The organism is Pseudomonas sp. O39, assembly GCF_045447295.1.
GTDB classification, from domain to species: domain Bacteria; phylum Pseudomonadota; class Gammaproteobacteria; order Pseudomonadales; family Pseudomonadaceae; genus Aquipseudomonas; species Aquipseudomonas antarctica_A.
The window spans coordinates 220,317-242,858 of sequence record NZ_JBJGXV010000003.1; the positions used below are offsets into that span (position 1 = coordinate 220,317).

General features: G+C 58.7%; 21 protein-coding genes. 12 read left to right on the plus strand and 9 right to left on the minus strand.

Features of this window, described 5'->3' with window-relative positions; translation table 11 throughout:
- Positions 1-105: 105 nt before the first annotated feature.
- Together ACI77D_RS05870 and ACI77D_RS05875 are read right to left on the minus strand one after the other, a co-directional pair.
- Positions 106-1,638: an AmpG family muropeptide MFS transporter gene (locus tag ACI77D_RS05870; protein ID WP_064453990.1), complete on the minus strand. Its 1,533-nt coding sequence runs from the start codon at positions 1,636-1,638 to the stop codon at positions 106-108.
- Positions 1,639-1,681: 43 nt separating this feature from the next.
- The gene (locus ACI77D_RS05875) at positions 1,682-1,996 is read right to left on the minus strand and encodes an MGMT family protein (protein WP_064453989.1); all 315 of its coding nucleotides are present in this window, start codon (positions 1,994-1,996) and stop codon (positions 1,682-1,684) included.
- Between the two features lie 182 nt (positions 1,997-2,178).
- Here ACI77D_RS05875 and ACI77D_RS05880 point away from each other — a divergent pair, with 182 nt between their 5' ends.
- From ACI77D_RS05880 to groL, 5 genes are all read left to right on the plus strand, one after another.
- A complete protein-coding gene (locus ACI77D_RS05880) occupies positions 2,179-3,186 on the plus strand; it encodes a DUF481 domain-containing protein (RefSeq protein ID WP_407016219.1) in 1,008 nt (335 codons plus the stop codon).
- Between the two features lie 112 nt (positions 3,187-3,298).
- Positions 3,299-4,030 (plus strand): HugZ family protein, encoded by a 732-nt coding sequence (locus ACI77D_RS05885; protein WP_407016220.1) that lies wholly within the window; start codon positions 3,299-3,301, stop codon positions 4,028-4,030.
- A 66-nt stretch (positions 4,031-4,096) separates the two neighbouring features.
- A complete protein-coding gene (locus ACI77D_RS05890) occupies positions 4,097-4,573 on the plus strand; it encodes an FxsA family protein (protein ID WP_407016221.1) in 477 nt (158 codons plus the stop codon).
- Between the two features lie 247 nt (positions 4,574-4,820).
- Positions 4,821-5,117 carry a co-chaperone GroES gene (groES, locus tag ACI77D_RS05895; RefSeq protein ID WP_017846112.1) on the plus strand — a complete coding sequence of 99 codons (297 nt, stop codon included), beginning with the start codon at positions 4,821-4,823 and terminating at the stop codon, positions 5,115-5,117.
- A gap of 50 nt (positions 5,118-5,167) precedes the next feature.
- Complete coding sequence (groL, locus tag ACI77D_RS05900) at positions 5,168-6,814, plus strand: chaperonin GroEL (protein ID WP_064453985.1); 1,647 nt, start codon at positions 5,168-5,170, stop codon at positions 6,812-6,814.
- A gap of 76 nt (positions 6,815-6,890) precedes the next feature.
- Here the strand turns inward: groL and ACI77D_RS05905 are convergent, their stop codons facing one another.
- The 4 genes from ACI77D_RS05905 to ACI77D_RS05920 all read right to left on the minus strand — a co-directional run bounded on the left by ACI77D_RS05905 (position 6,891) and on the right by ACI77D_RS05920 (position 11,363).
- Positions 6,891-7,268 (minus strand): hypothetical protein, encoded by a 378-nt coding sequence (locus ACI77D_RS05905; RefSeq protein ID WP_237140866.1) that lies wholly within the window; start codon positions 7,266-7,268, stop codon positions 6,891-6,893.
- An 83-nt stretch (positions 7,269-7,351) separates the two neighbouring features.
- Complete coding sequence (locus ACI77D_RS05910; protein WP_407016222.1) at positions 7,352-8,650, minus strand: sensor histidine kinase; 1,299 nt, start codon at positions 8,648-8,650, stop codon at positions 7,352-7,354.
- Positions 8,640-9,338, minus strand: coding sequence for a response regulator transcription factor (locus ACI77D_RS05915; protein ID WP_064453983.1), 699 nt, complete (start codon positions 9,336-9,338; stop codon positions 8,640-8,642). The genes ACI77D_RS05910 and ACI77D_RS05915 overlap by 11 nt, the downstream gene beginning before the upstream one ends.
- Before the next feature lie 75 nt (positions 9,339-9,413).
- Complete coding sequence (locus ACI77D_RS05920; protein ID WP_407016223.1) at positions 9,414-11,363, minus strand: LTA synthase family protein; 1,950 nt, start codon at positions 11,361-11,363, stop codon at positions 9,414-9,416.
- A gap of 201 nt (positions 11,364-11,564) precedes the next feature.
- Between ACI77D_RS05920 and colR the strand changes: the two genes are divergently transcribed.
- The 7 genes from colR (at position 11,565) to ACI77D_RS05955 (ending at position 18,839) form a co-directional block, all read left to right on the plus strand.
- Complete coding sequence (gene colR, locus ACI77D_RS05925; RefSeq protein ID WP_016975511.1) at positions 11,565-12,248, plus strand: two-component system response regulator ColR; 684 nt, start codon at positions 11,565-11,567, stop codon at positions 12,246-12,248.
- Positions 12,238-13,518 carry a HAMP domain-containing sensor histidine kinase gene (locus ACI77D_RS05930; RefSeq protein ID WP_064453981.1) on the plus strand — a complete coding sequence of 427 codons (1,281 nt, stop codon included), beginning with the start codon at positions 12,238-12,240 and terminating at the stop codon, positions 13,516-13,518. Before colR ends, ACI77D_RS05930 begins: the two co-directional genes overlap by 11 nt.
- Positions 13,519-13,707: 189 nt before the next feature.
- On the plus strand, positions 13,708-14,388 hold the full coding sequence (locus ACI77D_RS05935; protein ID WP_128591768.1) for a class I SAM-dependent methyltransferase: 681 nt from the start codon (positions 13,708-13,710) through the stop codon (positions 14,386-14,388).
- Between the two features lie 4 nt (positions 14,389-14,392).
- Complete coding sequence (locus ACI77D_RS05940) at positions 14,393-15,112, plus strand: lipopolysaccharide kinase InaA family protein (RefSeq protein ID WP_064453979.1); 720 nt, start codon at positions 14,393-14,395, stop codon at positions 15,110-15,112.
- Positions 15,109-15,336 carry a hypothetical protein gene (locus ACI77D_RS05945; RefSeq protein WP_053257809.1) on the plus strand — a complete coding sequence of 76 codons (228 nt, stop codon included), beginning with the start codon at positions 15,109-15,111 and terminating at the stop codon, positions 15,334-15,336. The genes ACI77D_RS05940 and ACI77D_RS05945 overlap by 4 nt, the downstream gene beginning before the upstream one ends.
- Before the next feature lie 744 nt (positions 15,337-16,080).
- Positions 16,081-17,277 carry an MBOAT family O-acyltransferase gene (locus tag ACI77D_RS05950; RefSeq protein ID WP_407016224.1) on the plus strand — a complete coding sequence of 399 codons (1,197 nt, stop codon included), beginning with the start codon at positions 16,081-16,083 and terminating at the stop codon, positions 17,275-17,277.
- 11 nt (positions 17,278-17,288) lie between these two features.
- Positions 17,289-18,839 carry an alginate O-acetyltransferase AlgX-related protein gene (locus ACI77D_RS05955; RefSeq protein ID WP_407016225.1) on the plus strand — a complete coding sequence of 517 codons (1,551 nt, stop codon included), beginning with the start codon at positions 17,289-17,291 and terminating at the stop codon, positions 18,837-18,839.
- A gap of 53 nt (positions 18,840-18,892) precedes the next feature.
- Here the strand turns inward: ACI77D_RS05955 and ACI77D_RS05960 are convergent, their stop codons facing one another.
- The 3 genes from ACI77D_RS05960 to ACI77D_RS05970 are packed head-to-tail and all read right to left on the minus strand — an operon-like array spanning position 18,893 to position 22,528.
- Positions 18,893-19,990, minus strand: coding sequence for a DUF1513 domain-containing protein (locus tag ACI77D_RS05960; RefSeq protein ID WP_407016288.1), 1,098 nt, complete (start codon positions 19,988-19,990; stop codon positions 18,893-18,895).
- A gap of 2 nt (positions 19,991-19,992) precedes the next feature.
- Complete coding sequence (locus ACI77D_RS05965) at positions 19,993-21,057, minus strand: imelysin family protein (protein WP_407016226.1); 1,065 nt, start codon at positions 21,055-21,057, stop codon at positions 19,993-19,995.
- A 31-nt stretch (positions 21,058-21,088) separates the two neighbouring features.
- Positions 21,089-22,528, minus strand: coding sequence for a di-heme oxidoredictase family protein (locus tag ACI77D_RS05970; protein WP_407016227.1), 1,440 nt, complete (start codon positions 22,526-22,528; stop codon positions 21,089-21,091).
- Between the last annotated feature and the right edge of the window lie 14 nt (positions 22,529-22,542).

Genomic DNA, 22,542 nt, shown 5'->3' on the forward strand with positions numbered 1-22,542 from the left:
GGCCGTTGTCGGTTGCTTGGACTTGAAATGACTTGGGATTGTACGGGCGCAAACTGCTGGAGTACAGGTATCAGAATGCAGAGGGGTATGTGTGACCGAGTCGTGTCAGTCTTCCTGTGAAGGGCTCAAACGAGCCCGCCGACTTTCCTGAAACCAGTGCAACGCAATCAGGAACAGCGTCGGCACACCCAGCAGGCAGGTGATGACGAAGAAGTTGTGGTAACCGAACTTCTCGACCATCACGCCCGAGTAGCCACCAATCAGGCGCGGCAGCAGCAGCATGATGGAGCTGAGCAGCGCATATTGGGTGGCGGAGAACTTGAGGTTGGTCAGACTCGACAGGTAGGCGACAAAGGCCGAGGTGGCCAGGCCTGAGCTGAAGTTATCCAGGGAGATGGTGAAAATCAGCATCTGCAGGTCCGGGCCCATGTCGGCGAGCATCACGAACAACAGGTTGGTGGCCGCCGAGGCTACGCCGCCGATGAACAGGATCGGCAGGATACCGAACCGCACAATCAACAGACCGCCCATACCGGCGCCGAGCAGGGTCATGATCAGGCCGAAGATCTTGCTGACCCCCGCAATCTGGTCCTTGGTAAAGCCCTGGTCGATGTAGAACACGTTGGCCATCACGCCCATCACCGTATCGGACATGCGATAGGTCGCAATCAGCCCGAGCAGCAGCAGCGCCTGCCAGCGGTAGCGCAGGATAAAGTCATTGACCGGCGTCAGCACCGGCGCCAAGCCACGCCGACCCATGGCCGAGAGGCACAGGGTGGTAAGGATGATGTACAAGATGGCGCGCAGGAAGGCGCGGTCTTCCATCAGCAATTCCCACAGGCTTACACCGTGGAACAGCACGCTGGCGAAATCCGTGTTGTACAACTGGGTGAACATCGCGGGGACCGACACCAGCAGTACGATCAGCACGAACACCGAGACCAATTGGTGCGCGAAGCTGTAGCGGCCGGCCTGCAACTGGGTGCGCAGTGGCACATCGGGTTCACGCATGAAGAAGGTGGTCAGCAGTGCCGGGATCATCAGCAAGCCGAACAGCACATAAGTGCCGGTCCATGCCGAGTGCTTATAGTTGAAGCCGGTCGAACCGAAGCCTTCGGCAAAGAACAGCGCGCCAGCCGTGGCCAGCAGGGCGGCGATGCGATAACCGGACATGTAACTGGCGGCCAGAGCGGCCTGGCGGCTGTCGTCGGCGATTTCCAGGCGATAGGCGTCTACCGCGATGTCCTGAGTGGCTGAGGCGAAGGCAACGATGACGGCAATGGCGATCAGCCAGGACAGATGTTTTTGCGGGTCGCAGAAGCCCATGCCGATCAACCCGAGGATCACCAGCGTCTGGGCAAGTACCAGCCAGGAACGACGACGTCCGAGTTTACCGAGCAGCGGCAGGCGCCATTGGTCGAGCAGCGGCGACCAGACCCATTTAAAGGCATAGGCCAGGCCGATCAGGCTCGCATAGCCGATGGTCTCGCGGGCCACGCCGGCCTCGCGCAACCACACAGAAAGCGTCGAAAACACCAACATGTAAGGCAAGCCGGCGGCAAAGCCGAGCAACAACAGCACTAACGTCGAGGGGCTGGCATAGGCGGCGAGCGCGGCGCGCCAGGTTTTACGGGGCATGGGCTGGAGTCTGCCTCAGATTTGCGGAAACAAAGCGCGCACTCTAACCGCTGTGCTCTACCGGGCGCCAGCCATGACGCTGAATATCAACGCGATTGTTCAGGATACTGACGCCTTCACTGCGCAAACGCGCACGTTGTTCGTCGCCTGACGCACTGCCCGCCGGCAGACTTATCCGACCACCGGCACCCAGTACCCGGTGCCAGGGCAACCGGGTGTCCTCGGGCAGTTGGCTGAGCGTGCGCCCGACCCAGCGGGCGGCACGGCCCAGCCCGGCCAGCTGCGCCAGCTCGCCATAACTCACCACGCAACCTTCGGGCACTTGCGCCAATGTCAGGTACAGCGCCGTACGGCGCATTTCGGCGGGGCTTTGTGGTGTCTCGGCAGGTTGATTCACTGTAGGTATCGTCGGTTGATTTGTAAGAAACGTCTGTAAGCTTGGTGGTGAGCATTGAACTCATCATAAATACTTGAGTCAGTCGTACCTATCTAACACGATAGCGCCCCCTTTTTCGCCAATCCTGAGCCCCGAATCCGCTTATGTTGTCCAGAACCCTGCTGTGCCTTGCTGTTTTCAGCGCCTCCACGCCCTTGCTCGCCGACACCGTCTGGCTGAAGAACGGTGACCGCCTGACCGGCAAGATCAAAGTCTTCGACGGTGGCAAACTGCTGATTCAGACCAGCTACGCGGGGGCGATCCCGGTGGATTGGAAACAGGTCAAGACCCTGGAGAGCGATCAGGAACTGCTGGTCAAGCAGGACGCCTACAGCGGTGAAAAAGCCAAGTCCCTGAAAGCGGCGGAGGACGGCAAGGTCGTTCTCGCCAATGGCGAAGCGCCCAAGACTGTGGACTTGGCCAGCATCCAGCAAATCATCAAGCCCAAGCCGGTCATCGAAGACCTGATGTGGAAGGGCAACGTCGACCTGGCGCTGGATTACAAGCGCGCCGACAAAGACACCAACGACTACGACGTTGACTTCAAGACCTCGGCCCGTCACGGCCAGTGGCGCCATACCGCGAAGGGTGAATACAACCGCGAGTTCCAGGATGACGTGACCACCACCGATAACTGGGCGCTGGAATATGACTTGGACCGCTTTATTACCGAGCATTGGTTCTGGCAGGGCCGTCTGACCTACAAACGCGACAAAGTCGAAGACTTGTCCCGCCAGCGCACCGTCGGTACCGGCCCGGGCTACCAGTTCTGGGACGATGAGCTGGGGGCGTTCTCCCTCGGCTCGCTGGTTAACCGCACTGATTATGAATATGCCGACGGCGGCAAAACCAACTTCTATTCACTGGCCATGAAGTGGAGCTACAACCGCTACCTGGTGGGCAAGACCGTGGAGTTCTTCACCAATGGTGAATTGGGCAAACCACTTGCCGGGCCGTCCGAATACTCCCTGGATGCGGAAATGGGGCTGCGTTACAAAGTCACTGAATGGGCTTCGCTCAATCTCAAGGCTGAGCGCGACATCATTAATGGCGAATCCCAGAGCAGCCTGGACAAGACCCGCTACACCGCAGGGTTCGGCGTGGCCTGGTAAAAGCTGCATCGGTCACTCTGGCAACCTGCGCGGATATTGATTACCTTGTGTTGAGATTCATTCCCATAGACGTCGTACGCTGTGGGCGGCTGAACACCCGAGGAGTTATACATTGAGCGCGCAGGTTGCCAAGAACGCCCGAGAGCTGTTGCTCAAGGAATACCGTGGGGCTCTCTCCACATTGTCCAAAGCCATGCCCGGGTTTCCCTTCGGCTCGGTCGTGCCCTATTGCCTCGACGAGCAGGGCCGCCCGATTATCCTGATCAGCCGTATCGCCCAGCACACCCATAACCTGCAGAAAGATCCCAAATGTTCGCTGCTGGTGGGTGAGCGCGAGGCCGATGATATACAAGCGGTAGGGCGCCTGACCTACCTGGCCGAAGCTGAAAAGCTTGAGGATGAGGCTGCGATTGAAGCGGCCGCCGAGCGGTATTACCGCTACTTCCCGGATTCGGCCAACTATCACAAAGCCCACGATTTCGACTTCTGGGTGCTCAAGCCCGTGCGGCACCGCTATATCGGCGGGTTTGGCGCGATTCACTGGGTCGATCAGTTGACCCTGGCCAACCCGTTCGCCGGCAAGACCGAGCGCAGCATGATCGAGCACATGAACAGCGACCACACCAAGGCCATTGCGCATTACGTCGAACTCGCCAGCTTGCCTGCACATGAACCGGCGCAATTGGCCGGTATCGACAGCGAAGGCATGCACCTGCGTATCGGTCAGTCCCTGCATTGGCTGCCCTTCGCAGAGCCTTGCAACACTCCGACACAAGTACGCGAAGCCCTGGTTTCATTGGCTCACGCCGAAGTTTGGCCGAAAAAAGAACCCGCCGACGCTTGAAATCACGAAACGGCGACGTCATCTAAGGTGAACTGGCAAGGCATTCTTGCGTTGAGGAACCATTTGATGCGCCCTTTTTTATTGCTCTTTCTGCTGTTTCCGGTGTTGGAGCTGTTCGTATTCGTTCAAGTCAGCAGTGCGATCGGGTTCTTCCCGGCACTGTTGCTGATAATCGCGGGCTCGATGCTCGGCGTCCTGGTGCTGCGCGTCGCCGGCCTGGCAACTGCGTTGCGTGCCCGTGAAAGCCTGAACCGTGGCGAACTGCCCGCGCAGACCATGCTTGAAGGCCTGATGATGGCCTTGGCGGGTGGCCTGTTGATCCTGCCGGGTTTTATCAGCGATGTGGTTGGCCTGGTCATGCTGTTGCCGTTCACCCGCAAGCTGCTGGCCGGCAAGATGCGCCAGCGTGCCGAGGATGCTGCGATTCGCCAGCGTGCATTCGCCGATGACCTGCAACCTCGTGGTGGCCCGGCTCCGCGCCAACCGTTGGGGCGTGAAGGTGATGTGATCGAAGGTGAGTTCGAGCACCGCGACAGTAAATAACCGCTTAATCGGCACGGCACCTTCGGGTGCCGTGTTGCGTTTACCGCCCGGCACACGCAAAAAATTTCCGCCGCGGCCCCTTGAAATAAGCTTATGCGCCCTTATGTAACGGTCACCGCAAGGTTTCTGGTGGCGACACCAGACAGACTTCCGCGTCTTGCTTGGCGAGGCGCGACCGGCACAGCCGGAATACAACCCGCCGGTACCAATACCGGCCGATGAAAAACACAATTAGGAGAGATCGACAATGAGCAAGCTTCGTCCTCTGCACGACCGCGTCGTTATCCGTCGCAGCGAAGAAGAAAAGAAAACCGCTGGCGGTATCGTTCTGCCAGGTTCGGCTGCTGAAAAAGCCAACCACGGTGTGATCGTCGCTGCAGGCCCAGGCAAGACTCTGGAAAACGGTGAAGTGCGTGCGCTGGCCGTTAAAGTCGGTGACAAGGTTGTTTTCGGCCCTTACTCCGGCAGCAACACTGTGAAAGTTGACGGCGAAGACCTGCTGGTAATGGCTGAGAACGAAATTCTCGCTGTACTGGAAGGCTGATTTTCCCGCTCATTTTTCCGTTACTCCAAAGAATTTAAGGAATATCGATCATGGCTGCTAAAGAAGTTAAATTCGGCGATTCCGCCCGCAAAAAAATGCTCACCGGTGTCAACGTCCTGGCTGACGCAGTAAAAGCGACCCTGGGCCCTAAAGGCCGTAACGTGATCATCGAGAAGAGCTTCGGCGCTCCGACCATCACCAAGGACGGCGTTTCGGTCGCTAAAGAAATCGAACTGGAAGACCGTTTCGAAAACATGGGCGCGCAGCTGGTCAAAGACGTTGCCTCCCGTGCCAACGATGACGCAGGCGACGGCACCACCACCGCTACCGTTCTGGCTCAGGCAATCGTCAACGAAGGCTACAAGGCCGTCGCTGCCGGCATGAACCCGATGGACCTCAAGCGCGGCATCGACAAGGCGACCATCGCCGTTGTTGCTGAGCTGAAAAACCTGTCCAAGCCATGCGCTGACACCAAGGCTATCGCTCAGGTAGGTACCATCTCCGCCAACTCCGACAGCTCCATCGGCGACATCATTGCCGAAGCCATGGAAAAAGTCGGTAAAGAAGGCGTGATCACCGTTGAAGAAGGCACTGGCCTGGAAAACGAACTGTCGGTTGTAGAAGGCATGCAGTTCGACCGTGGCTACCTGTCCCCGTACTTCGTCAACAAGCCAGAAACCATGGTTGCCGAGCTGGACAGCCCGCTGATCCTGCTGGTCGACAAAAAGATCTCGAACATCCGCGAAATGCTGCCAGTACTGGAAGCCGTTGCCAAAGCCGGCCGTCCGCTGCTGATCGTTTCCGAAGACGTTGAAGGCGAAGCCCTGGCGACGCTGGTTGTGAACAACATGCGTGGCATCGTTAAAGTCGCAGCCGTCAAGGCTCCAGGCTTCGGCGACCGTCGCAAGGCCATGCTGCAGGACATCGCTGTTCTGACCGGCGGTACCGTTATCTCCGAAGAGATCGGCCTGAGCCTGGAAAGCGCCACCCTGGAAAACCTGGGCAGCGCCAAGCGCGTGACCATCTCCAAGGAAAACACCATCATCGTTGACGGTGCTGGCGTAGAGCAGGACATCCAGGCTCGCATCACTCAGATCCGTGCCCAGGTTGCTGAAACTTCCTCGGACTACGACCGTGAAAAACTGCAAGAGCGTCTGGCCAAGCTGTCCGGCGGCGTTGCAGTAATCAAGGTTGGCGCTGGTTCCGAAGTTGAAATGAAAGAGAAGAAAGCCCGCGTTGAAGACGCCCTGCACGCAACCCGTGCAGCCGTTGAAGAAGGCGTGGTACCTGGCGGTGGCGTTGCGCTGATCCGTGCTCTGGAAGCTTTGGTTGACCTCAAAGGCGACAACGCTGACCAGAACGTGGGTATCGCTGTACTGCGTCGTGCTGTCGAAGCACCACTGCGTCAGATCGCTGCCAACTCCGGCGACGAGCCAAGCGTTGTGGTCAACGAAGTCAAGAACGGCAAAGGTAACTACGGTTACAACGCTGCCACTGGCGTCTACGGCGACATGATCGAAATGGGCATCCTGGACCCTACCAAGGTGACTCGTTCGGCATTGCAAGCAGCAGCTTCCATCGGCGGTCTGATCCTGACCACCGAAGCGGCAATCGCTGATGCACCGAAGAAAGAAGGCTCGGCTGGCGGCGGTATGCCAGACATGGGCGGCATGGGTGGCATGGGCGGCATGATGTAAGCCAGCCTTACCCGGCTAATAAAAACCCCGCCTGCAGCGATGCAGGCGGGGTTTTTTTATGGGGCTTGATGATGAATCAGCCGAGGGTGCGCCGTCGCAACAGCTTCCTGAAGGTCATTCCCCGCGCCAAGGTCACTTGGGCAGTCGGCATAAGTGCCAGGGGTTGCGGTGCAGCAACTTCCTTGAGTGGGCGAGGGACAGGCAGGTGCGCGAGTTTTTCAGGGGCGGTGGGCCTGGGCCGCCTCCCAGGTGCGGGTGTGACGACCAGACCCTGGGTTTTTGCGGGGCGCGCCGTATTCGCGGTGTGGTCGCCAGCGTGTTTGTCTTCCATTCGTGGCGATGGCGAGTCTGTGACCGCCAGGCGCGAGGCCGACGCATTGCCGGGCAAGAGTGAGCCGGAAAAGATGCACAGCGACAGCATCAACGTGGACAAATGCTTCTTACGGGGACGCATGAAAGAGCTCTCCAACCTGGGATTCAGTTGGTGAGGTTACGAGCAATGCGAAAGCTTCACTGTCACAGGCTGTAACACGCAGGTTACATCGGCCTTAGTGGCAGAATAAGGCTCAGGCGTGCGCCGCCCAAAGGGCTGCGCGATACCGACAATTCACCGTGATGCCACTGGGTTGCGCGCTTGGCCAGTGCCAGGCCAAGGCCCGAGCCAGTAGGCTCATCGCCGCCCAGGGCAAGCCGCACAAAGGGCTCGAAGATCTTGTCGCGGTTCTCCGCCAATACGCCGGGGCCATCATCGTCTACATGCAGCACCAGGTGATGTTGGCCGTGGTAAGTGGCACTGACGCACACCTGATCGCGTGCGTAGGTGATGGCGTTGCTCAACAGGTTGCGCACGATCAGGTGCAGCAGGGCACGGTCACCGATCAGTTCAAGGTGGGCGGGCTCGGTTTCCAGGCTCAACTGGCGGTGGTGCCCGTCGAGCAAGGCAAACTCCTGGTGCAGCCATTCTCGCAGGTTGATCGGCTCATGCTGCAGGTCGGTCGGTGCGCCCGCCAGTCTCGCAAAGGCGAGGCTGGCGCGAACCAGGGCTTCGAGCTCTTCGACATCGGTGAGCAAGCGTTCTTGCAGGCGTGTACGGGTGAGCGGGTCTTCGCTTTTACCCAGAAGCGTCAAGGCAAAACGCATGCGTGCCAATGGCGTACGCAGTTCGTGGGACACGGCCTGGGAGACTTCGCGGTGGCGTTCGTTCATGGCGCTGATATCCCGCGCGTGCTGCTGCAACGTCATCAGCAACGGCGTCCATTCCTTGCCCATGGCAGGCAACATCACATTCGGGGTGCGTGCCAGTGTGCCAAGGCAGGTCTTGAGGGTGTTCAGGTCAGTGGTGCGACGGCGGTGCAGGCGTAAACCGATCCCGAGTAGCAGTAGCACCGGCAGGCCTGCTACACCGGCGGTGATCCAGTAAACCGGGAATTTCAGCAGATCCTTGATCTCGGCACTGCCCCACATAGGGCCGAATTGGATCACCGTATCGTCATCCAGCGGAAAGTAGCTGATGTCTTCGTCGCTGCTCAGTGCCGGTTGTTTATGTTCCAGCATGACCAACGCTTCCGGCGGCAACTCGACCTCGTCCAGCGTGATCAGATTTACCGGGTACTGGAAGTGCGCGCGCAGGATGTCCATGCGTGCTTCACGTTGGTCGGCCGGCAAGGCTCTAAGCTGTTCGGCTACCAGGTAGGCCGGCCCGGCCATCAGGCGCAAAAAGCTGTCTTCGCCGACAAACACCGAGGCGTTGGCGCATAGCCACAACAGATAAAACGTCAAACTCGCCCAGCCCGCGCCTGCTACGGCGACCATCCAGGGCCGCACCTTAGTCAACATGTCGGGCCTCCTGCGGGCTTTCCACGAACAGGTAGCCTTGGGCGGTGATGGTCTGGATGGTCACCGGGCATTCCAGGCTCATCAGCTTTTTACGCAAGCGCGACACACGCATATCGATGGAACGGTTGAGCCCGTCGTATTCCAGGCCGCGCAGGCTCTGCAGGAGCTTTTCCCGCGTCAGCAACACCCCGCAATGGCGCGCGAAAATCGCCAGTAATTCGAACTCGGCAACCGAGAACTGCAAAGGGGTCTCGTCGAGCCAGGCGAAATGGCTGTTCAGGTCCAGCCGAAAGGCGCCCCACTGGTAATAAGCACGCGGGGCTTGAGGATGGCGACGCAGCAACGAGCGAATTCTGGCCAGCAACAGCAGCGGGTCGACAGGCTTGACGACATAGTCATCCGCGCCGACGTTGAAGCCGGTCAGTTGCTCGGCGTTTTCATCCAGCGCGGTCATCATCAGGATCAGCCCCGGGTACTGATCGCGAATCTGTCGGCACAGGGTAAACCCGTCGATGCCCGGCAACATGACATCGAGGATCAACAGCGCCGGCTGTTCGTCAAGAATGCGCTGTGCGGCGCGATCGCCACGGTGCTCAACCGCCACGGTAAACCCTTCGGCACGCAGGAATTCGGCCGTCAGTGCGGCCAAGGGGCGGTCGTCTTCAATCAGCAGCAGGGTGTCGGACATGAGAGGGCGCCATCGCCGGAGAATGGGCGCAAGTGTTACGCCCTTGCCATGGGGAGGCAAGGGCTCACGAGGGCGTCAGCGCACGCTGATTGCAGGCGCCGCGTCCTTGGGCGCTTTCCAGCTCAATAATTGCTGTGTGAACCCATAACTGGCGGCCTGATAGTAAGTAATTGCGCGTTGGATCAACGGGTCATCCGTGCCCACGCGTAACTCCTGGCTCTCGCCCAAGGCCTGATCGTGGCGACGCAGGCCTTGGCGTGGGCTGAGGATCGCCAGGTCCTTGCCATCAAACAACCCCAGGTGCTGGTAGTTGCCGACCACTACGCGCGGTGGCAGCGGGCTGTCTTGCAACAGGTTGCGGCCGAAGAAGGTGGATTCGTAGCTCAGGTTGATCAAACCCAGCAACGTAGGTGCCAGGTCGATCTGGCTGGCCAGTTGCGCGGTTTCCCGGGCCTCGATCAGCTTGGGTGCATAGATAAACAGCGGGATCTGGTAGTTGGCGATAGGCAAGTCTTCCTTGCCTGCGCTGCCGGCGGTGTGGTCGGCGACGAACACGAAAATCGTGTTATCGAACCACGGCTTCTGGCGTGCCGCGTCGAGGAACTCGCCGATGGCGTGGTCGGTGTATTTCACCGCGCCGTCACGGCCGTTGCCGGATTTGATATCGATGCGACCTTCCGGATAGGTGTAAGGGCGATGGTTGGACGTGGTCATCAGTTGCAGCAGGAAGGGCTGCTGCTTGGCGTAGTCGGCATCGGCCAGTTTCAGGGTTTGCCGGTAGAGGTCTTCGTCGGCCATGCCCCAGGCGTTTTTGAACGAGATTTCCGATTCCGCCACGCTGCTCTGGTCCACGACCCGATAACCGTTGCCGCTGAAAAACGCGTTCATGTTGTCGAAGTAACCGCGTCCGCCGTAGACAAAGACACTGTCGTAACCGATGGCGCCGAGTTGTTGGCCGAGGCTGGCGAAACCGCTTTCACGGCCGATGCGCTTGACGATTGAACGGCCGGGCGTGGGAGGAATCGCCAGGGTGATCGCCTCCAGGCCACGGTCTGTGCGGGTGCCGGTGGCATAGAAGTTATTGAAATACAGGCTTTGTTTACGCAAGGCGTCGAGGTTGGGTGTGAGGTTGCGGTCGTCGCCATTGCTGCCCATGTATTTGGCGCTGAAGCTTTCGATGGTCACCAGCACGATGTTGGGTTTGCGCAATGTGCCGGGGTTGGTGATTGCACGGCGGATGTCCAGCGGGTCGGTGCCGATGAAGCGCGCATTGGGCTCGCTGAGTTCAGCACGCAATTGCTTGGCGACAACCTCGGTGGGCAGGCTTTTATAGAACTGTGTGTAATCCAGCTCGTTGTTGCGGAACGCGGCAAAAAACTGATACGGGCCGTTGCTCGCCAATTCATTCTTGTAAGCGTTGCCACCCGAGGAACGTGGGCTGTCCTGACTGATCAATTGCATGAAGAGACCGGCGACTACCAACAGGCACAGGGCATTCCACAAGCGACCACGCAGGGGCGGCAGGGGCGCGTTCATGGCGCTGTTGAACGGCTTGCGCAAGGCCAGGCTCAGCACAATCGCGAGCATCGCCAACAGGCTGAGCAGCTTGCCGATCGGGTAGGATTCCAGCAGGTTGTTCATCACCTCGTTGGAGTACACCAGGTAATCGACGGCGATAAAGTTGAAGCGCACGCCGAATTCATCCCAGAACAGCCACTCGGCCACCGACGTAAACAACATGGCGAACAGGCTGACGGTCAGCACCGCCTGCAGGAACCAGCGATGGCCACGACGGCGCCACAGTGCGGGTGGGCAGAGCAGCAGATACAGCCCCAGCGGCAAAGCGGCATAGGCCAGGAAAGCCAGGTCATACAGCAAGCCAACGCCAAACACGGGCAGCAGGTTGCCACCGACTTCATCCAAATGCGTGATCAGCAGCACACTGCGGGTGAGCAGGAAAATAACCAGCCATGCGCCGGTTACGAGCAGCAGAAAGCGCATCGGCGCGGTGTTGAAAAACCCCATGTCCATATTCCTTATATCAATGGACGCCGATATTCGGCCAGTCACTGTAGCCAGTTTGTGAAGCTATAGTGAAAAACTTGTTGGTTTGTATAATTGGTTGAAAACCTATATCGACGTGGCGTCCAGCTCTATCCCTGAGCCTCGCTTGGCCTTAAGCTGCGCGAGCCAACACGGCCGTTACCGCGTACGGAGACACTGCCCATGCGAATTTTATTGGTTGAAGACAACCGCGATATTCTGGCCAATCTGGCCGATTACCTGGGGCTAAAAGGCTATACCGTAGACTGTGCGCAGGACGGTTTGTCGGGCTTGCACCTGGCCGCCACCGAGCATTACGACCTGATCGTGCTCGACATCATGCTGCCTGGCATCGATGGCTACACCTTGTGCAAACGCCTGCGTGAAGACGCTCGTCGCGATACGCCGGTAATTATGCTCACCGCGCGCGACCAGTTGGATGACCGGCTGCAGGGCTTCAAATCCGGGGCCGATGATTACCTGCTCAAACCGTTCGCCCTGTCGGAATTGGCCGCGCGCATCGAAGCGGTTCTGCGCCGTGCCCAAGGGGGCGGCCGTCGCGCGCTGCAAGTGGCCGACCTGCATTACGATCTTGATACCCTGGAAGTGACCCGCGAAGGGCGCCTGCTCAAGCTCAACCCGGTGGGCCTGAAATTGCTCGCGGTGCTGATGCAAAAGAGCCCGCACGTGTTGCGCCGAGAAATTCTCGAAGAAGCCCTGTGGGGCGACGACTGCCCGGACAGCGACAGCCTGCGCAGCCACGTTCACCAATTGCGCCAAGTGATCGATAAGCCCTTCGCCAAGCCGTTGCTGCAAACCGTGCACGGTGTGGGTTATCGCCTGGCCGAGGGGCGTGATGGAGTTTAAGCAAAGCCTCGCCCAGCGGATCATCATCGCCTTTGCCTTGATGAGCGCACTGGTGGCGGGGGCGTTCGCCATGGGCATCGTTGCGACCGTGCACCTGGTGGAGGAAAAACTGATTTCGGCCGGCCTGGGCGGCGACCTGCAGCGCCTGTTGCTGATGGACAGTGTCGAGGACTGGAGCCATCGCCCAGAGCCGGATCAACTGTTCTATTTCAGCGGCGGGCCCGGGGATTTCGAACTGCCCAAGGATTTGCGCCACCTGGAGCCTGGCTTTCATGAGGTGTTTCGCGAGTCGCTGTCGTACCACGCCATGGTCGAAGTGGTCGATGGCCGGCGCTACGTCCTGCTGCAAGACCAAAGCGATTTCGAAGAGCGTGAGCGCGTACTGTTTGCCGTAGTGCTGGTGGGTTTTGTACTCAGCCTGGCGCTGGCGGTGTTCCTCGGTTGGGTGCTGGCCCGCAAGGTGATGGCACCCGTGGTGCGTCTGGCGCGCCAGGTTCGTCATCGTGACCAGTTGCTGGGTCTGGCGCCGCCCCTGGCGCCGGATTACGCGGCCGATGAAGTCGGTGAGCTGGCCGTGGCCTTCGACGCCACCCTGGGCCGGTTGCGGCAGGCATTGTCTCGTGAGCAATTGTTTACCAGCGATGTCAGCCACGAGTTGCGCACCCCCCTGATGGTGTTGGCCAGCTCCTGTGAGCTGCTGCTGGAAAACCCCGCCATTGATCAGCGCGGCCGCAATCAGGTGCTGCGCATTGCCCGGGCCTGCGAAGAAATGCGCGAGCTGGTGCAAACCTTCCTGATGCTGGCCCGTGCCAAACACGATGATGCGGCCATGTCGCCCCAGGTCAACCTGACCCAGGTGGCCGAAGATTTGCTCGGCATCTGGCGCGAGCCCATCGAGCACAAAGGCCTTGAATTGATCTACCTCCCAGGCAATCCCCTGGATACCCGCTACAACACCACCTTCTTGCATGCAGTGATGGGCAACTTGCTGCGCAACGCGCTGCACTACACCGAGCGGGGCTTTATCCGGCTGACACTCGAACCTAGCGGCTTTGTTGTGGAAGACTCCGGCGTCGGGATTCCCGAAGACAAGCGTGAAGCGATGTTCGAGCCCTTTGTGCGCGGCAGCGAAAAGCGCGGTGAAGGCCTCGGTTTAGGCTTGTCGTTGGTGCAACGGATCTGCGAGAGCCAGGGCTGGAGCGTCAGCCTGAGCACCATGGAGCCCAATGGCTGCCGCTTTCATGTGCAGTTGAGCCAGGTCAAACCCTGAGCACCCTCCCTGCCGCTATCCTGCGGCAGGTACCCCGCTTTTCGGCGAAGATGGCCCCATGCCACTGATTGTGTCTGTAAAGTCTTGAAATGTATGGGGCTGGACAGGACAAGTTTTTCACAACGGGTTGACCTGTTAGTCACACTTCGCTGCTTAAGGTTGTAGGCATCAGCAACTGGAGAACCGTTGATGTCTACCCCGATCAAGCTCGATTTTTCTGAAAAGTACGACGATCAGCACGCGCAGGAATATTTGCTCAAACATCAGGACAATCTGGCTCGCCGGTTGTCCCACAAACGCGACGAGCAATTGGCGCGCGGCGCGTTGGCCATGGCCGGCGAGCCAGGCTTGGTGTTGGACCTGCCCTGTGGGGCTGGACGTTTCTGGCCGTTACTGGCGGAAAAGCCCAATCGGGTGATTATCGGGGCCGACAATTCGGCATCGATGTTAAACGTCGCCACTATTGCCCAACCGGCTGACGTGGTGAAACGGGTACGTCCTTTGCAGACGTCTGCGTTCGATATTGATTTACCGGATAACTCGGTCGACAGCATTTTCTGTATGCGCCTGCTGCACCACATTGGTGATGCGGAACACAGGCTGGCGATACTGAAGGAATTTCAACGAGTTACCCGCGACAGCGTGATTGTTTCGCTGTGGGTAGATGGCAATTTCAAGGCCTGGAAACGCAAGCGCCTCGAAGCGAAACGTCGCGAGAAAGGTGAGCAGGAAGGTTATCAAAACCGGTTTGTGTTACCGGCTGCTACTGTTGAGGCAGAGTTTGAGCAGGCCGGTTTCCGGGTTCAGGAGTCCCTGGACTTCATGCCGCTCTACGCCATGTGGCGAGTATATGTATTGCGTAAGAGGTAACAGGATGGCAGTTGAGTGCGTATCAGGCAGTCACGTAGCTCCCGAAGAGCGATTTGATTATTTCTGGCGCCAACGGGGCGAGTGGGTCGAGGAGCCCAACCGTCGACGTGGGGGGGAAAGTGGTGTGCAACGGGTGATCAGCCCTAATGGCCGCTTGCTCTACAGCAAGCGCCAGACCGGGCACATCTACCGCAGTTGGCTCCACCCGTTTGGACGTCCGACCGTGTTGCGCGAGCGCGATGCCCTGAAGGGCCTGCGCTCGTTGGATGTACGCGTACCGGAACTGGTGTTCTGCGGCGCGCGCCGTGATCCGGAGCACCAGTGGAAAGCGCTGTTGGTGACCGCGTCATTAGACGGATTCGATGAAATCGAAAACTGGTACGCCGCCGGTGGCCGCGAGCAGTACGGCGAGTTGGTTCACGAACGCGTGCTCAAGGAGTTGGCCTACACCCTGGCACGCATGCACAAGGGCCGCTGGCAGCATGGTTGCCTGTACATCAAACACATCTTTGTACGGGTGACTGGCGAGGGCGACTCGGCCAATGTGGAAGTGGCGCTGCTGGATTTCGAAAAGTGCCGCCAGCGTTTGACCGCTTATCGGGCGGCTTCCCATGACATGCTGCAACTGCGGCGCCATTCGTCGTGGAGCAGTACCGACTGGGAAAAACTCAGCTACTTTTACGAGACGGCGTTTGGCAGCGCTATCAAGGGTTTAACCAGATGAAGCTAGAAATAGCACGAGGTTTGTTCCTGGTCGGCGCGTTGGGTATTGCAGCCCTGGCGCTGGCTGCGTGGGAACAACCTCGCACACAAGTGCTGAGCGCGGTGCAGGGTAGCGGGCAATGTCTGTTACCACGTGTTGCCAAGGCCAGTGTGGCGGTCAAGCCTGATCATGATTTGCTGTTATTCATGTTCGGGATGTCCCAAGGGATGAGACCGCAGAGTTGAATACATCACAGCCAACGTAAAAGGCCCCGCACTGCGGGGCCTTTTACGTTACTGAACGCGCAGATACCCGCCGAAAGACGTCCGTTCCAATGACTCACCTTGTTTGAAAATTGACGCCTCTAGCGTGCATTGGTGCAGGGAGCCCTTAGGAAATGTCTGACAGGCGTGTCGGAATTTTCCTGTTTCAAGCGCTCGAATTCCTGCGCGCTATGGTGTCTTCGCTCTCCTTTTTTCCAGCGACTGGGGCTTCTGTCGACGCTTTGCGTATTGCAGAAGGGGGGGAGAAGGATAATCGACCGGATATCGGTAGCTGAAGGAACGGGTGAATGTTGATGAACGTTAATAGCTCAAGATGAACGCTTGCAGTGGTAAACATGAAGAATAGGTACCTGCGGCTCTTATGAGGGTTGGAACGCAGTGGTCTTTAACTGCAAGTTTTGTTTTTTTTGGGGTGGGTCAATGATTTTTAGCTCTTCTATATTCATATTGGTGTATTTGCCAATAGTGTTTGCCGTGTACTTTCTTTTAAATAAAGCCAGGTTGGTATCAGCCGGGAAGATCTGGTTGGTATTGGCCAGTTTGTTTTTTATGGCTACTGGAGTGTTGCCTACCTGCCGCTGTTGCTGGGCTCAATTGTCTTTAACTACGCGGGCGGTTGGTTAGTCTCGCCGTATACAAAGGCTCTTCAAACGGCGCGGGCCAAAAAAGTGGGCGCTGGCCGGTGCGATTGCGATAAACCTTTCGTTGCTTGCCTATTTCAAATACACAAACTTTTTGATTGATAACTTTAACGCGCTGGCCGGTGGTCATGTCGGGTTTGAGCAAATCATCTTGCCACTGGGCATCAGTTTTTACACCTTTACGCAAATCGCTTTCCTGGTCGATAGCTACCGCGGCGAGGCAAAAGAATATGACTTCATTAACTACGCCTTGTTTGTAACGTTCTTTCCGCATCTGATTGCAGGCCCGATTCTTCACCACAAAGAAATGATGTCCCAGTTTGAATCGCGCTGGACATTGTTTATTCGCCACAAAAACATTCTGATGGGCATCTTCATTTTCAGCGTGGGCCTGTTCAAAAAGGTCATTTTGGCAGACACCTTCTCGGTGTGGGCAGATGCAGGCTATGCACCTGGCGCTCATCATGACTTCTACAGCGCCTGGGCCACCAGCCTGTCGTATACGTTCCAATTGTATTTTGACTTCAGTGGCTACTGCGACATGGCGATCGGCGCAGCGCTGTTATTCAATATCTGGCTGCCGATCAACTTTAACTCTCCGTATAAGTCCCTCGACATCCAGGATTTCTGGCGTCGCTGGCACATGACCTTGAGTCGCTACCTGCGTGATTATCTGTATATCCCGTTGGGCGGCAACCGCTGTTCATCCCCGCGTATCTACATGAACCTGATGTTGACCTTCATTCTTGGCGGCCTGTGGCACGGGGCGAGCTGGATGTTTGTGATCTGGGGCGCGTTGCACGGTGGTGCACTGGTTATCCATCGAGTCTGGAAGCAGTTGGGCATGAGCATGCCGAACCCGCTGGCCTGGCTGGTTACTTTTCTGTTTATCAATATCACCTGGGTGTTTTTCCGCGCGACCTCGATGCAGGACGCGAATAACATCATTATCAAAATGTTTGATTTCGGCTCCATCACCGGTACACCGGTCAGCGCCATACCCCCCGCCAACCTGGCGTGGGGCGGCGTGCTGTCGGATCACTTGCTGAGCCTGCTTCCACAGGGTATCGCCGTGAACGCGATTTGCTTCGCGATGATTCTGATTGGTTTCATTATCACCCCGATGAAGAACTCGTTCACGTTGACAGTCGAAGGCGCATTTGGTTGGAAAAAAACCATCTGGATGACGCTGGTATTTGCGATTGCCATGTATTCCACCCTGAAGACGACCAGCACCGTCTTCTTGTATTTTAACTTTTGATCGGTGTCGTGATGAAAAATAAAATAGCGGTCTTTTTCATTTCTGCATTTCTGATCCTGATGATTTCGCCGGTCTTCAATCTTGCAACACGCTTGCCCGGCCATACCGATGAAAATGTGAAATGGTGGGAACTCTCGTTCCTCTATAACGTTGATTTTGCGATGCCGTTGTTGGGCAGCCTCTACAGCATGGTCGGGGTTTCTATCGATCCGGGTGAAGTGATCCTGGGCAAGGATGGCTGGCTGTTCCTGGGCGATGACTACATAAAGTCTATTTCGGTTAAACGCACCGGTATGACGCCGCAAGAGGCCAGCACTGTCGAGAAAGTCGCGGACACGCAGGCCAAGTGGGACAAGTGGTACAAACACCACGGCGTTAAGCAGTACCGCGTGCTGATTGGCCCCGATAAAGATTCCATTTACCCGGAATTCTTGCCCGCTTGGGCGGCCCATTCGGCCAACCCTGTGACCGCGCAGTTGCTGAAAGTTGCTCCGCAAGGGGTGTACGTCGATGCGTTCACACCGCTCCTGGCAGCGAAAGACAAAAACCCACCGCTGTACTTCAAGACCGACACTCACTGGAACAACCTGGGTGCCTGGATCGCCTTTACCGCCTTGGCGGATAACTTGCGCAAAGCTGAGCCGAAGCTGGTTTGGCCGGATCCTGCCGACGGTAAAGTGGCTTCTATTCTCCCGCAGGGCGGCGGTGATTTGGCCAAGTTCCAGCGCGTGCAAAACTCGACGCGTGATCAGAGAGTTGTCCTGAGCTTTGACGAAAAATACAAAATCAAGGTTGATCGTTACGACTACAACTCGGGGAAATTGCTGGGTACGAGCCAGAATATGCCATCAGAGCCACCGCATCACGCTGAGCTATTTGTCTCCAAGGACGCTCTGAATGATAAAAAGGTCCTGTGGCTGCGCGATTCGTATGGCATCGCGATGTCTCCCTTCATGGCCGCAACCTTTTCCAATGTGGTTCAGGTGCACCACGATGCCCTCGACAGTGACAGCCTGACCAAATTGGTTGAGCGCTTCAAACCTGACTACGTTGTGTATTCCGTGGTAGAGCGCGGGTCGCGAATCGGCTTGTTCGTTTCGCCGCCTGAGCTGTATGCGATGTCGCCCAATAGCGATGAGTTTGTGCCGTCCGCCAAGGGCACGGTCTCGCTGATCAACGACGTCAAAACGACGAAAACGGCAGGGCGCTATGACATTACTGGCCCGGACCCTTTCATCGTGTTCACCATGGCCCCACAGGCCACGGGTTCAAAGTCGCATCAGTTGACCTTCGATGCAGAATGCTTCAACCCAGCGGAAAAACTCACGCCTGTGCAGATTTTCTGGTCCACGCCCACTGAAGGGTTCATGGAAAGCCACAGCGCCCGGTTCTTTATTAACCAGGGCACTACGTCTGTGGACCTGTCCGGCGCGCCTGGCTGGCCGACCACAGAGCAAGTCGTCAATGTTCGCTTTGACATCGACAGCACCACTGCCTGTTCAGGGTTTTCACTCAAGAACCTGGCTACCGGCGTGAACGCAGACGCAGTTAAAAAGAAGTAACAAAGACGCTGCCACCGCTATAGGGCCATACGTGGCCCTATGCATGACGGCGATCAGATCAGGTGCAGATGGTTATCCCAAAGCCCGGCCGGCAATTCCAGTGGCTTGGCGACCAACTGCTGCTGGCGGCAATCGTAGAAGCGGCAGCGCCCCTGGCCTGACGTGACGACGAACCCATCCGCCACCGCGCCCACGCCGGCACAGTCCGGCAAAGGCCCATCCAGGCGCAGCTCACCGCTGTCCATGTCCCAGATAAAAAAGCGATTGCCCCGTGGTGCCGTCAGTGCGACCAGGCGCAGTTCGCTGTGCACGGCGACACTCGCGGTGTAATGCCCCATCGCCTGCAATTGCTCATCGGCCACCGGGAACGCCACGAACGGCTGCCCCGGGCGCTTGATCGCGAGCAACTCGGAACGCTCCTGGGACGGCCCCATGAACTGCTGCCCGGTGAGGATCGTGCCATCGCTGGCAATCCCCATATGGCGCACGCTGTTCATCTGCTGGCCGAGGGTTTCCTTGCTGATCAGGCTGCCATCGCGGCGCATCAACACCAGGCTCGGCTCCATGGCGTTGAGGTTCATCTCCACACGGCTTTCGGCTTCGGTGCGAATGCCGCCGTTGGCCACCACCAGGGTTTCGCCGTCGGGCATCCATGACACCTGATGCGGGCCGATACCATGGGTGGAAATTTCGCCGCTGTGTACCAGTCGCTCGCCTTCGAACGTGTACACGCCAAGCAGGCCGCGGCCCGGATCGGAGGTGTCGTTCTCGGTTGCGTACAGCCAGTTGCCGCTTTTGTGAATGACCGCATGGCCATAAAAGTGGCGATGGGCGTTCGACGTGATGGTTTGCAGGAGCGCGCCATCACGCAGGTCGATCAGGTAACTTTCGGTGCCCGGGCGACGGGCGACGAACAGCGCAATCGACAGCGTCGGGTGGTTGATGATGTCGTGGCAGCGCTGGCCAACCTGCGTGGCAAACACCTGCTTGCCGTCCAGGCGATAGCCTACGGCGTAGTGCTTGCCGTCCGCATCATCGCGCGCCGACAGCAGCAGCGGCCCTTTGTCCTTTTGTTTGAACAGCGTCCAGCCACCCAACGTGATTGCACTGAGCAGCACGCTGCGAACCGCCAAAGCCTGTCGCCTGAGCATCATCAGTCACCGTCGTTGGCGTTAAAGCCCAGTTGGATGCCCAGCGCTTTGGCCAACTCGCCTTCGTGCAGGCGATGGACGACGTTGAGGCTGTCGTAAATATCGTTGAGCTGCTGGCGCCCGGCATCGTCGGCCAACAGTTCATTGAGGGTGCGCGGGTTGCCGGCGAACAGTTTCAGGGAAGCGGCATAGGCGGCGTCGATCTTGTCGGCCAACGGCTTCTGCTCCGACGGCAACAAGCCACGCAGGCCTTTGTTGTCGACACCGACCCACACGGTCTGGGCTGCCGCGAGGCTGGCCTGCAGGCTTTGCAGGGAAGACTGGCTGCGCCAGGCATCGGCCTGGAACGGTTGCGGGATGCCTTTGGTCTGGCGACCCATTGGCGTGCCGAGTTTTTTCTTCAGGGTGTCCAGTGCTGTCACTTGCGCGCGCAGCAGGTCGGCGATGGCTTCGTGGGAATCAGCGTAGCGCTGGTTCGGAAACTTGGTCATCTGCGCAAGCATGCCGTCGGTGCTGTTCCAACTGGCCAGGATCTCTTCGGCCAGGGCCTGCTGGCGCTCGCCGATGGCGACCAGCAGCGGGCAGTAGCGGGCTTTCTGGGTTTCGTCGGCGACGTCAGTCCTGGCGTCGTAGAGGATGTATTCATAGGCCGAAAGGCCCTGCACCACGACACTGGACTTGGCCAAGGCGGCGGCGTCGATCTGCGGCTGGGCGTTGACCAGTTGCTCGACCTGGCGACCCACCAGGTTTTTCTTGTCCGGCCAGAACTGCACCTGCCACGAACGGTTGCCCTCGGCCAGTGGGCCGATCAGCAGCGGTTGCAACTCGGCCCAGGCTTTTTGCGCGTGGAGGAAGTCGGCACGGGCGGTCTCCAGGCTTTCCTTGCCCTGGCAGTAGGCGAGGGCGCTGACGGCCAGTTGGCGGTCGGCGTCAACCCAGCGGCTGTAGGTCGGCAGGATCACTTGCTTGGCGATGGCCGCCGAGGTCACGGCTTGCGGGTCCTGAGGCGAGCAGGCGCCGAGTGCGAGGGCGGCCAGGCTGGTGAACAACAACTTGGGACGAAACATGTTGAGCTCCCTTCGGTAAGTGGGGCAAAGCTTATAGAGAATTCAGGAACGCCAGCAACGCAGCCCGCTGCTCGGCATTAAAGGACAAAACATGCTGCTGCGCCGCCTGCGCTTCGCCGCCATGCCAGAGCACGGCTTCAAGCAGATTGCGGGCGCGGCCGTCATGTAAAAACTGAGTGTGGCCACTGACGGTTTGCGTCAGGCCAATGCCCCACAACGGCGGCGTGCGCCAGTCGCGGCCACTGGCCTTGAATTCGCTGCGGTGGTCGGCCAGGCCTTCGCCCATGTCGTGCAACAGCAGGTCGCTGTAGGGGCGAATGACTTGGTTGGCCAGTTCGGGTTCGGCAGCGTTGGCGGCCGTGGTGAACGTTGGCTTATGGCAACCCTGGCAACCGGCCTGGTAGAACAGGTTCTTCCCGGCCAGCACCTGCGGCGTGTTGACGCCACGGCGTACCGGCACGGCGAGGTTGCGGGTGTAGAACAGCACCAGGCGCAGGATGTTATCGCTGACTTCCGGCTCACCGTCGGGGCCATTGCCGTTAGGGGCCTGTTTGCAGGCGACTTGGGCGTCGGTGCAGTCATCGAAGGGTCTCAGCGACGTGGTGAGGCCCATGTCACCGGAGAACGCGTGAACATTCTGTTGATTGAGGTTGGGTTGCCCGGCTTTCCAGCCAAAACGCCCGAGGACGGTGGTGTGCCGGGCGTCATCCCAGACCTGGTTGGCTCGGCCGACGATGGCGTCTTTGTCGGCGGTGTTCGGATCGGTGTTTTTCAGAATATCGGCGTCGCTGATCGCTTCGAGCAGGCCGAGGCCGATCATCGGCGGGGCGATTCGCGCCGAGAACTGTGTATCCGGGTGCATCGGGCCGTAGCCGAGCTGGGTGATTTGCAGGGCGGGCTTGCGCAACTCGACCTGCGTGCCGTCCTTGAACGTCACGTTGACGGGCGTGTAGTCGACCCGCACTTTGCCTTCGGGGGCTACGCCCGGCACCGCCATGTCTTGCAGTTGCCCGCCGTACACCGGCTCTGGCACCACGCCGATCTGTTCAATGAGCTTGGCGTAGGCCGGCAGGTCTGAGGTAGGCGCGGGGATCGACAGGCGCACCAGCATCGACACCGCATTGGGCGCATCGGGCAGCGGCGGGTGACCACGGCCATCCTTGATATGGCAGTTCTGGCAGGCGTTGGTGTTGAACAGCGGGCCCAGGCCATCGCGCGCAGTGGTGGTGGACGGCGCGATCACCCAGGGGCTGCGAAAGAAGCTGTTGCCGACGCTGAAGTCCAGGCGGCGGCTGGGTGCAAGGTTGGCCGAGGGCAGGGAAAACGCGTTCTGATCGCGCTTGTTGACCGTCGTCGCGCCGCCAGCTCGCGCTTCACCGGGCTCAGCCTTGGTGAAGCGTGGGGCGTCATCGCAAGCAGTCAGGCTCAAGGCAATCAATGTTGCGCACAGGCGAAGAAACGAACGGAACATCGAATTCCCTGAAC

Excerpts from the sequence above, each read along its gene's own strand:
- ACI77D_RS05905 (WP_237140866.1), bottom strand. The coding sequence starts at position 7,268 with ATGCGTCCCCGTAAGAAGCATTTGTCCACGTTGATGCTGTCGCTGTGC.
- ACI77D_RS05890 (WP_407016221.1), top strand. The coding sequence starts at position 4,097 with ATGCGCCCTTTTTTATTGCTCTTTCTGCTGTTTCCGGTGTTGGAGCTG.
- ACI77D_RS05930 (WP_064453981.1), top strand. The coding sequence starts at position 12,238 with ATGGAGTTTAAGCAAAGCCTCGCCCAGCGGATCATCATCGCCTTTGCC.
- groL (WP_064453985.1), top strand. The coding sequence starts at position 5,168 with ATGGCTGCTAAAGAAGTTAAATTCGGCGATTCCGCCCGCAAAAAAATG.
- ACI77D_RS05970 (WP_407016227.1), bottom strand. The coding sequence starts at position 22,528 with ATGTTCCGTTCGTTTCTTCGCCTGTGCGCAACATTGATTGCCTTGAGC.
- ACI77D_RS05870 (WP_064453990.1), bottom strand. The coding sequence starts at position 1,638 with ATGCCCCGTAAAACCTGGCGCGCCGCGCTCGCCGCCTATGCCAGCCCC.
- ACI77D_RS05955 (WP_407016225.1), top strand. The coding sequence starts at position 17,289 with ATGAAAAATAAAATAGCGGTCTTTTTCATTTCTGCATTTCTGATCCTG.
- ACI77D_RS05940 (WP_064453979.1), top strand. The coding sequence starts at position 14,393 with ATGGCAGTTGAGTGCGTATCAGGCAGTCACGTAGCTCCCGAAGAGCGA.
- ACI77D_RS05875 (WP_064453989.1), bottom strand. The coding sequence starts at position 1,996 with ATGCGCCGTACGGCGCTGTACCTGACATTGGCGCAAGTGCCCGAAGGT.
- ACI77D_RS05960 (WP_407016288.1), bottom strand. The coding sequence starts at position 19,990 with ATGCTCAGGCGACAGGCTTTGGCGGTTCGCAGCGTGCTGCTCAGTGCA.
- ACI77D_RS05880 (WP_407016219.1), top strand. The coding sequence starts at position 2,179 with ATGTTGTCCAGAACCCTGCTGTGCCTTGCTGTTTTCAGCGCCTCCACG.
- colR (WP_016975511.1), top strand. The coding sequence starts at position 11,565 with ATGCGAATTTTATTGGTTGAAGACAACCGCGATATTCTGGCCAATCTG.
- ACI77D_RS05915 (WP_064453983.1), bottom strand. The coding sequence starts at position 9,338 with ATGTCCGACACCCTGCTGCTGATTGAAGACGACCGCCCCTTGGCCGCA.
- ACI77D_RS05935 (WP_128591768.1), top strand. The coding sequence starts at position 13,708 with ATGTCTACCCCGATCAAGCTCGATTTTTCTGAAAAGTACGACGATCAG.
- ACI77D_RS05920 (WP_407016223.1), bottom strand. The coding sequence starts at position 11,363 with ATGGGGTTTTTCAACACCGCGCCGATGCGCTTTCTGCTGCTCGTAACC.
- groES (WP_017846112.1), top strand. The coding sequence starts at position 4,821 with ATGAGCAAGCTTCGTCCTCTGCACGACCGCGTCGTTATCCGTCGCAGC.
- ACI77D_RS05945 (WP_053257809.1), top strand. The coding sequence starts at position 15,109 with ATGAAGCTAGAAATAGCACGAGGTTTGTTCCTGGTCGGCGCGTTGGGT.
- ACI77D_RS05965 (WP_407016226.1), bottom strand. The coding sequence starts at position 21,057 with ATGTTTCGTCCCAAGTTGTTGTTCACCAGCCTGGCCGCCCTCGCACTC.
- ACI77D_RS05910 (WP_407016222.1), bottom strand. The coding sequence starts at position 8,650 with ATGTTGACTAAGGTGCGGCCCTGGATGGTCGCCGTAGCAGGCGCGGGC.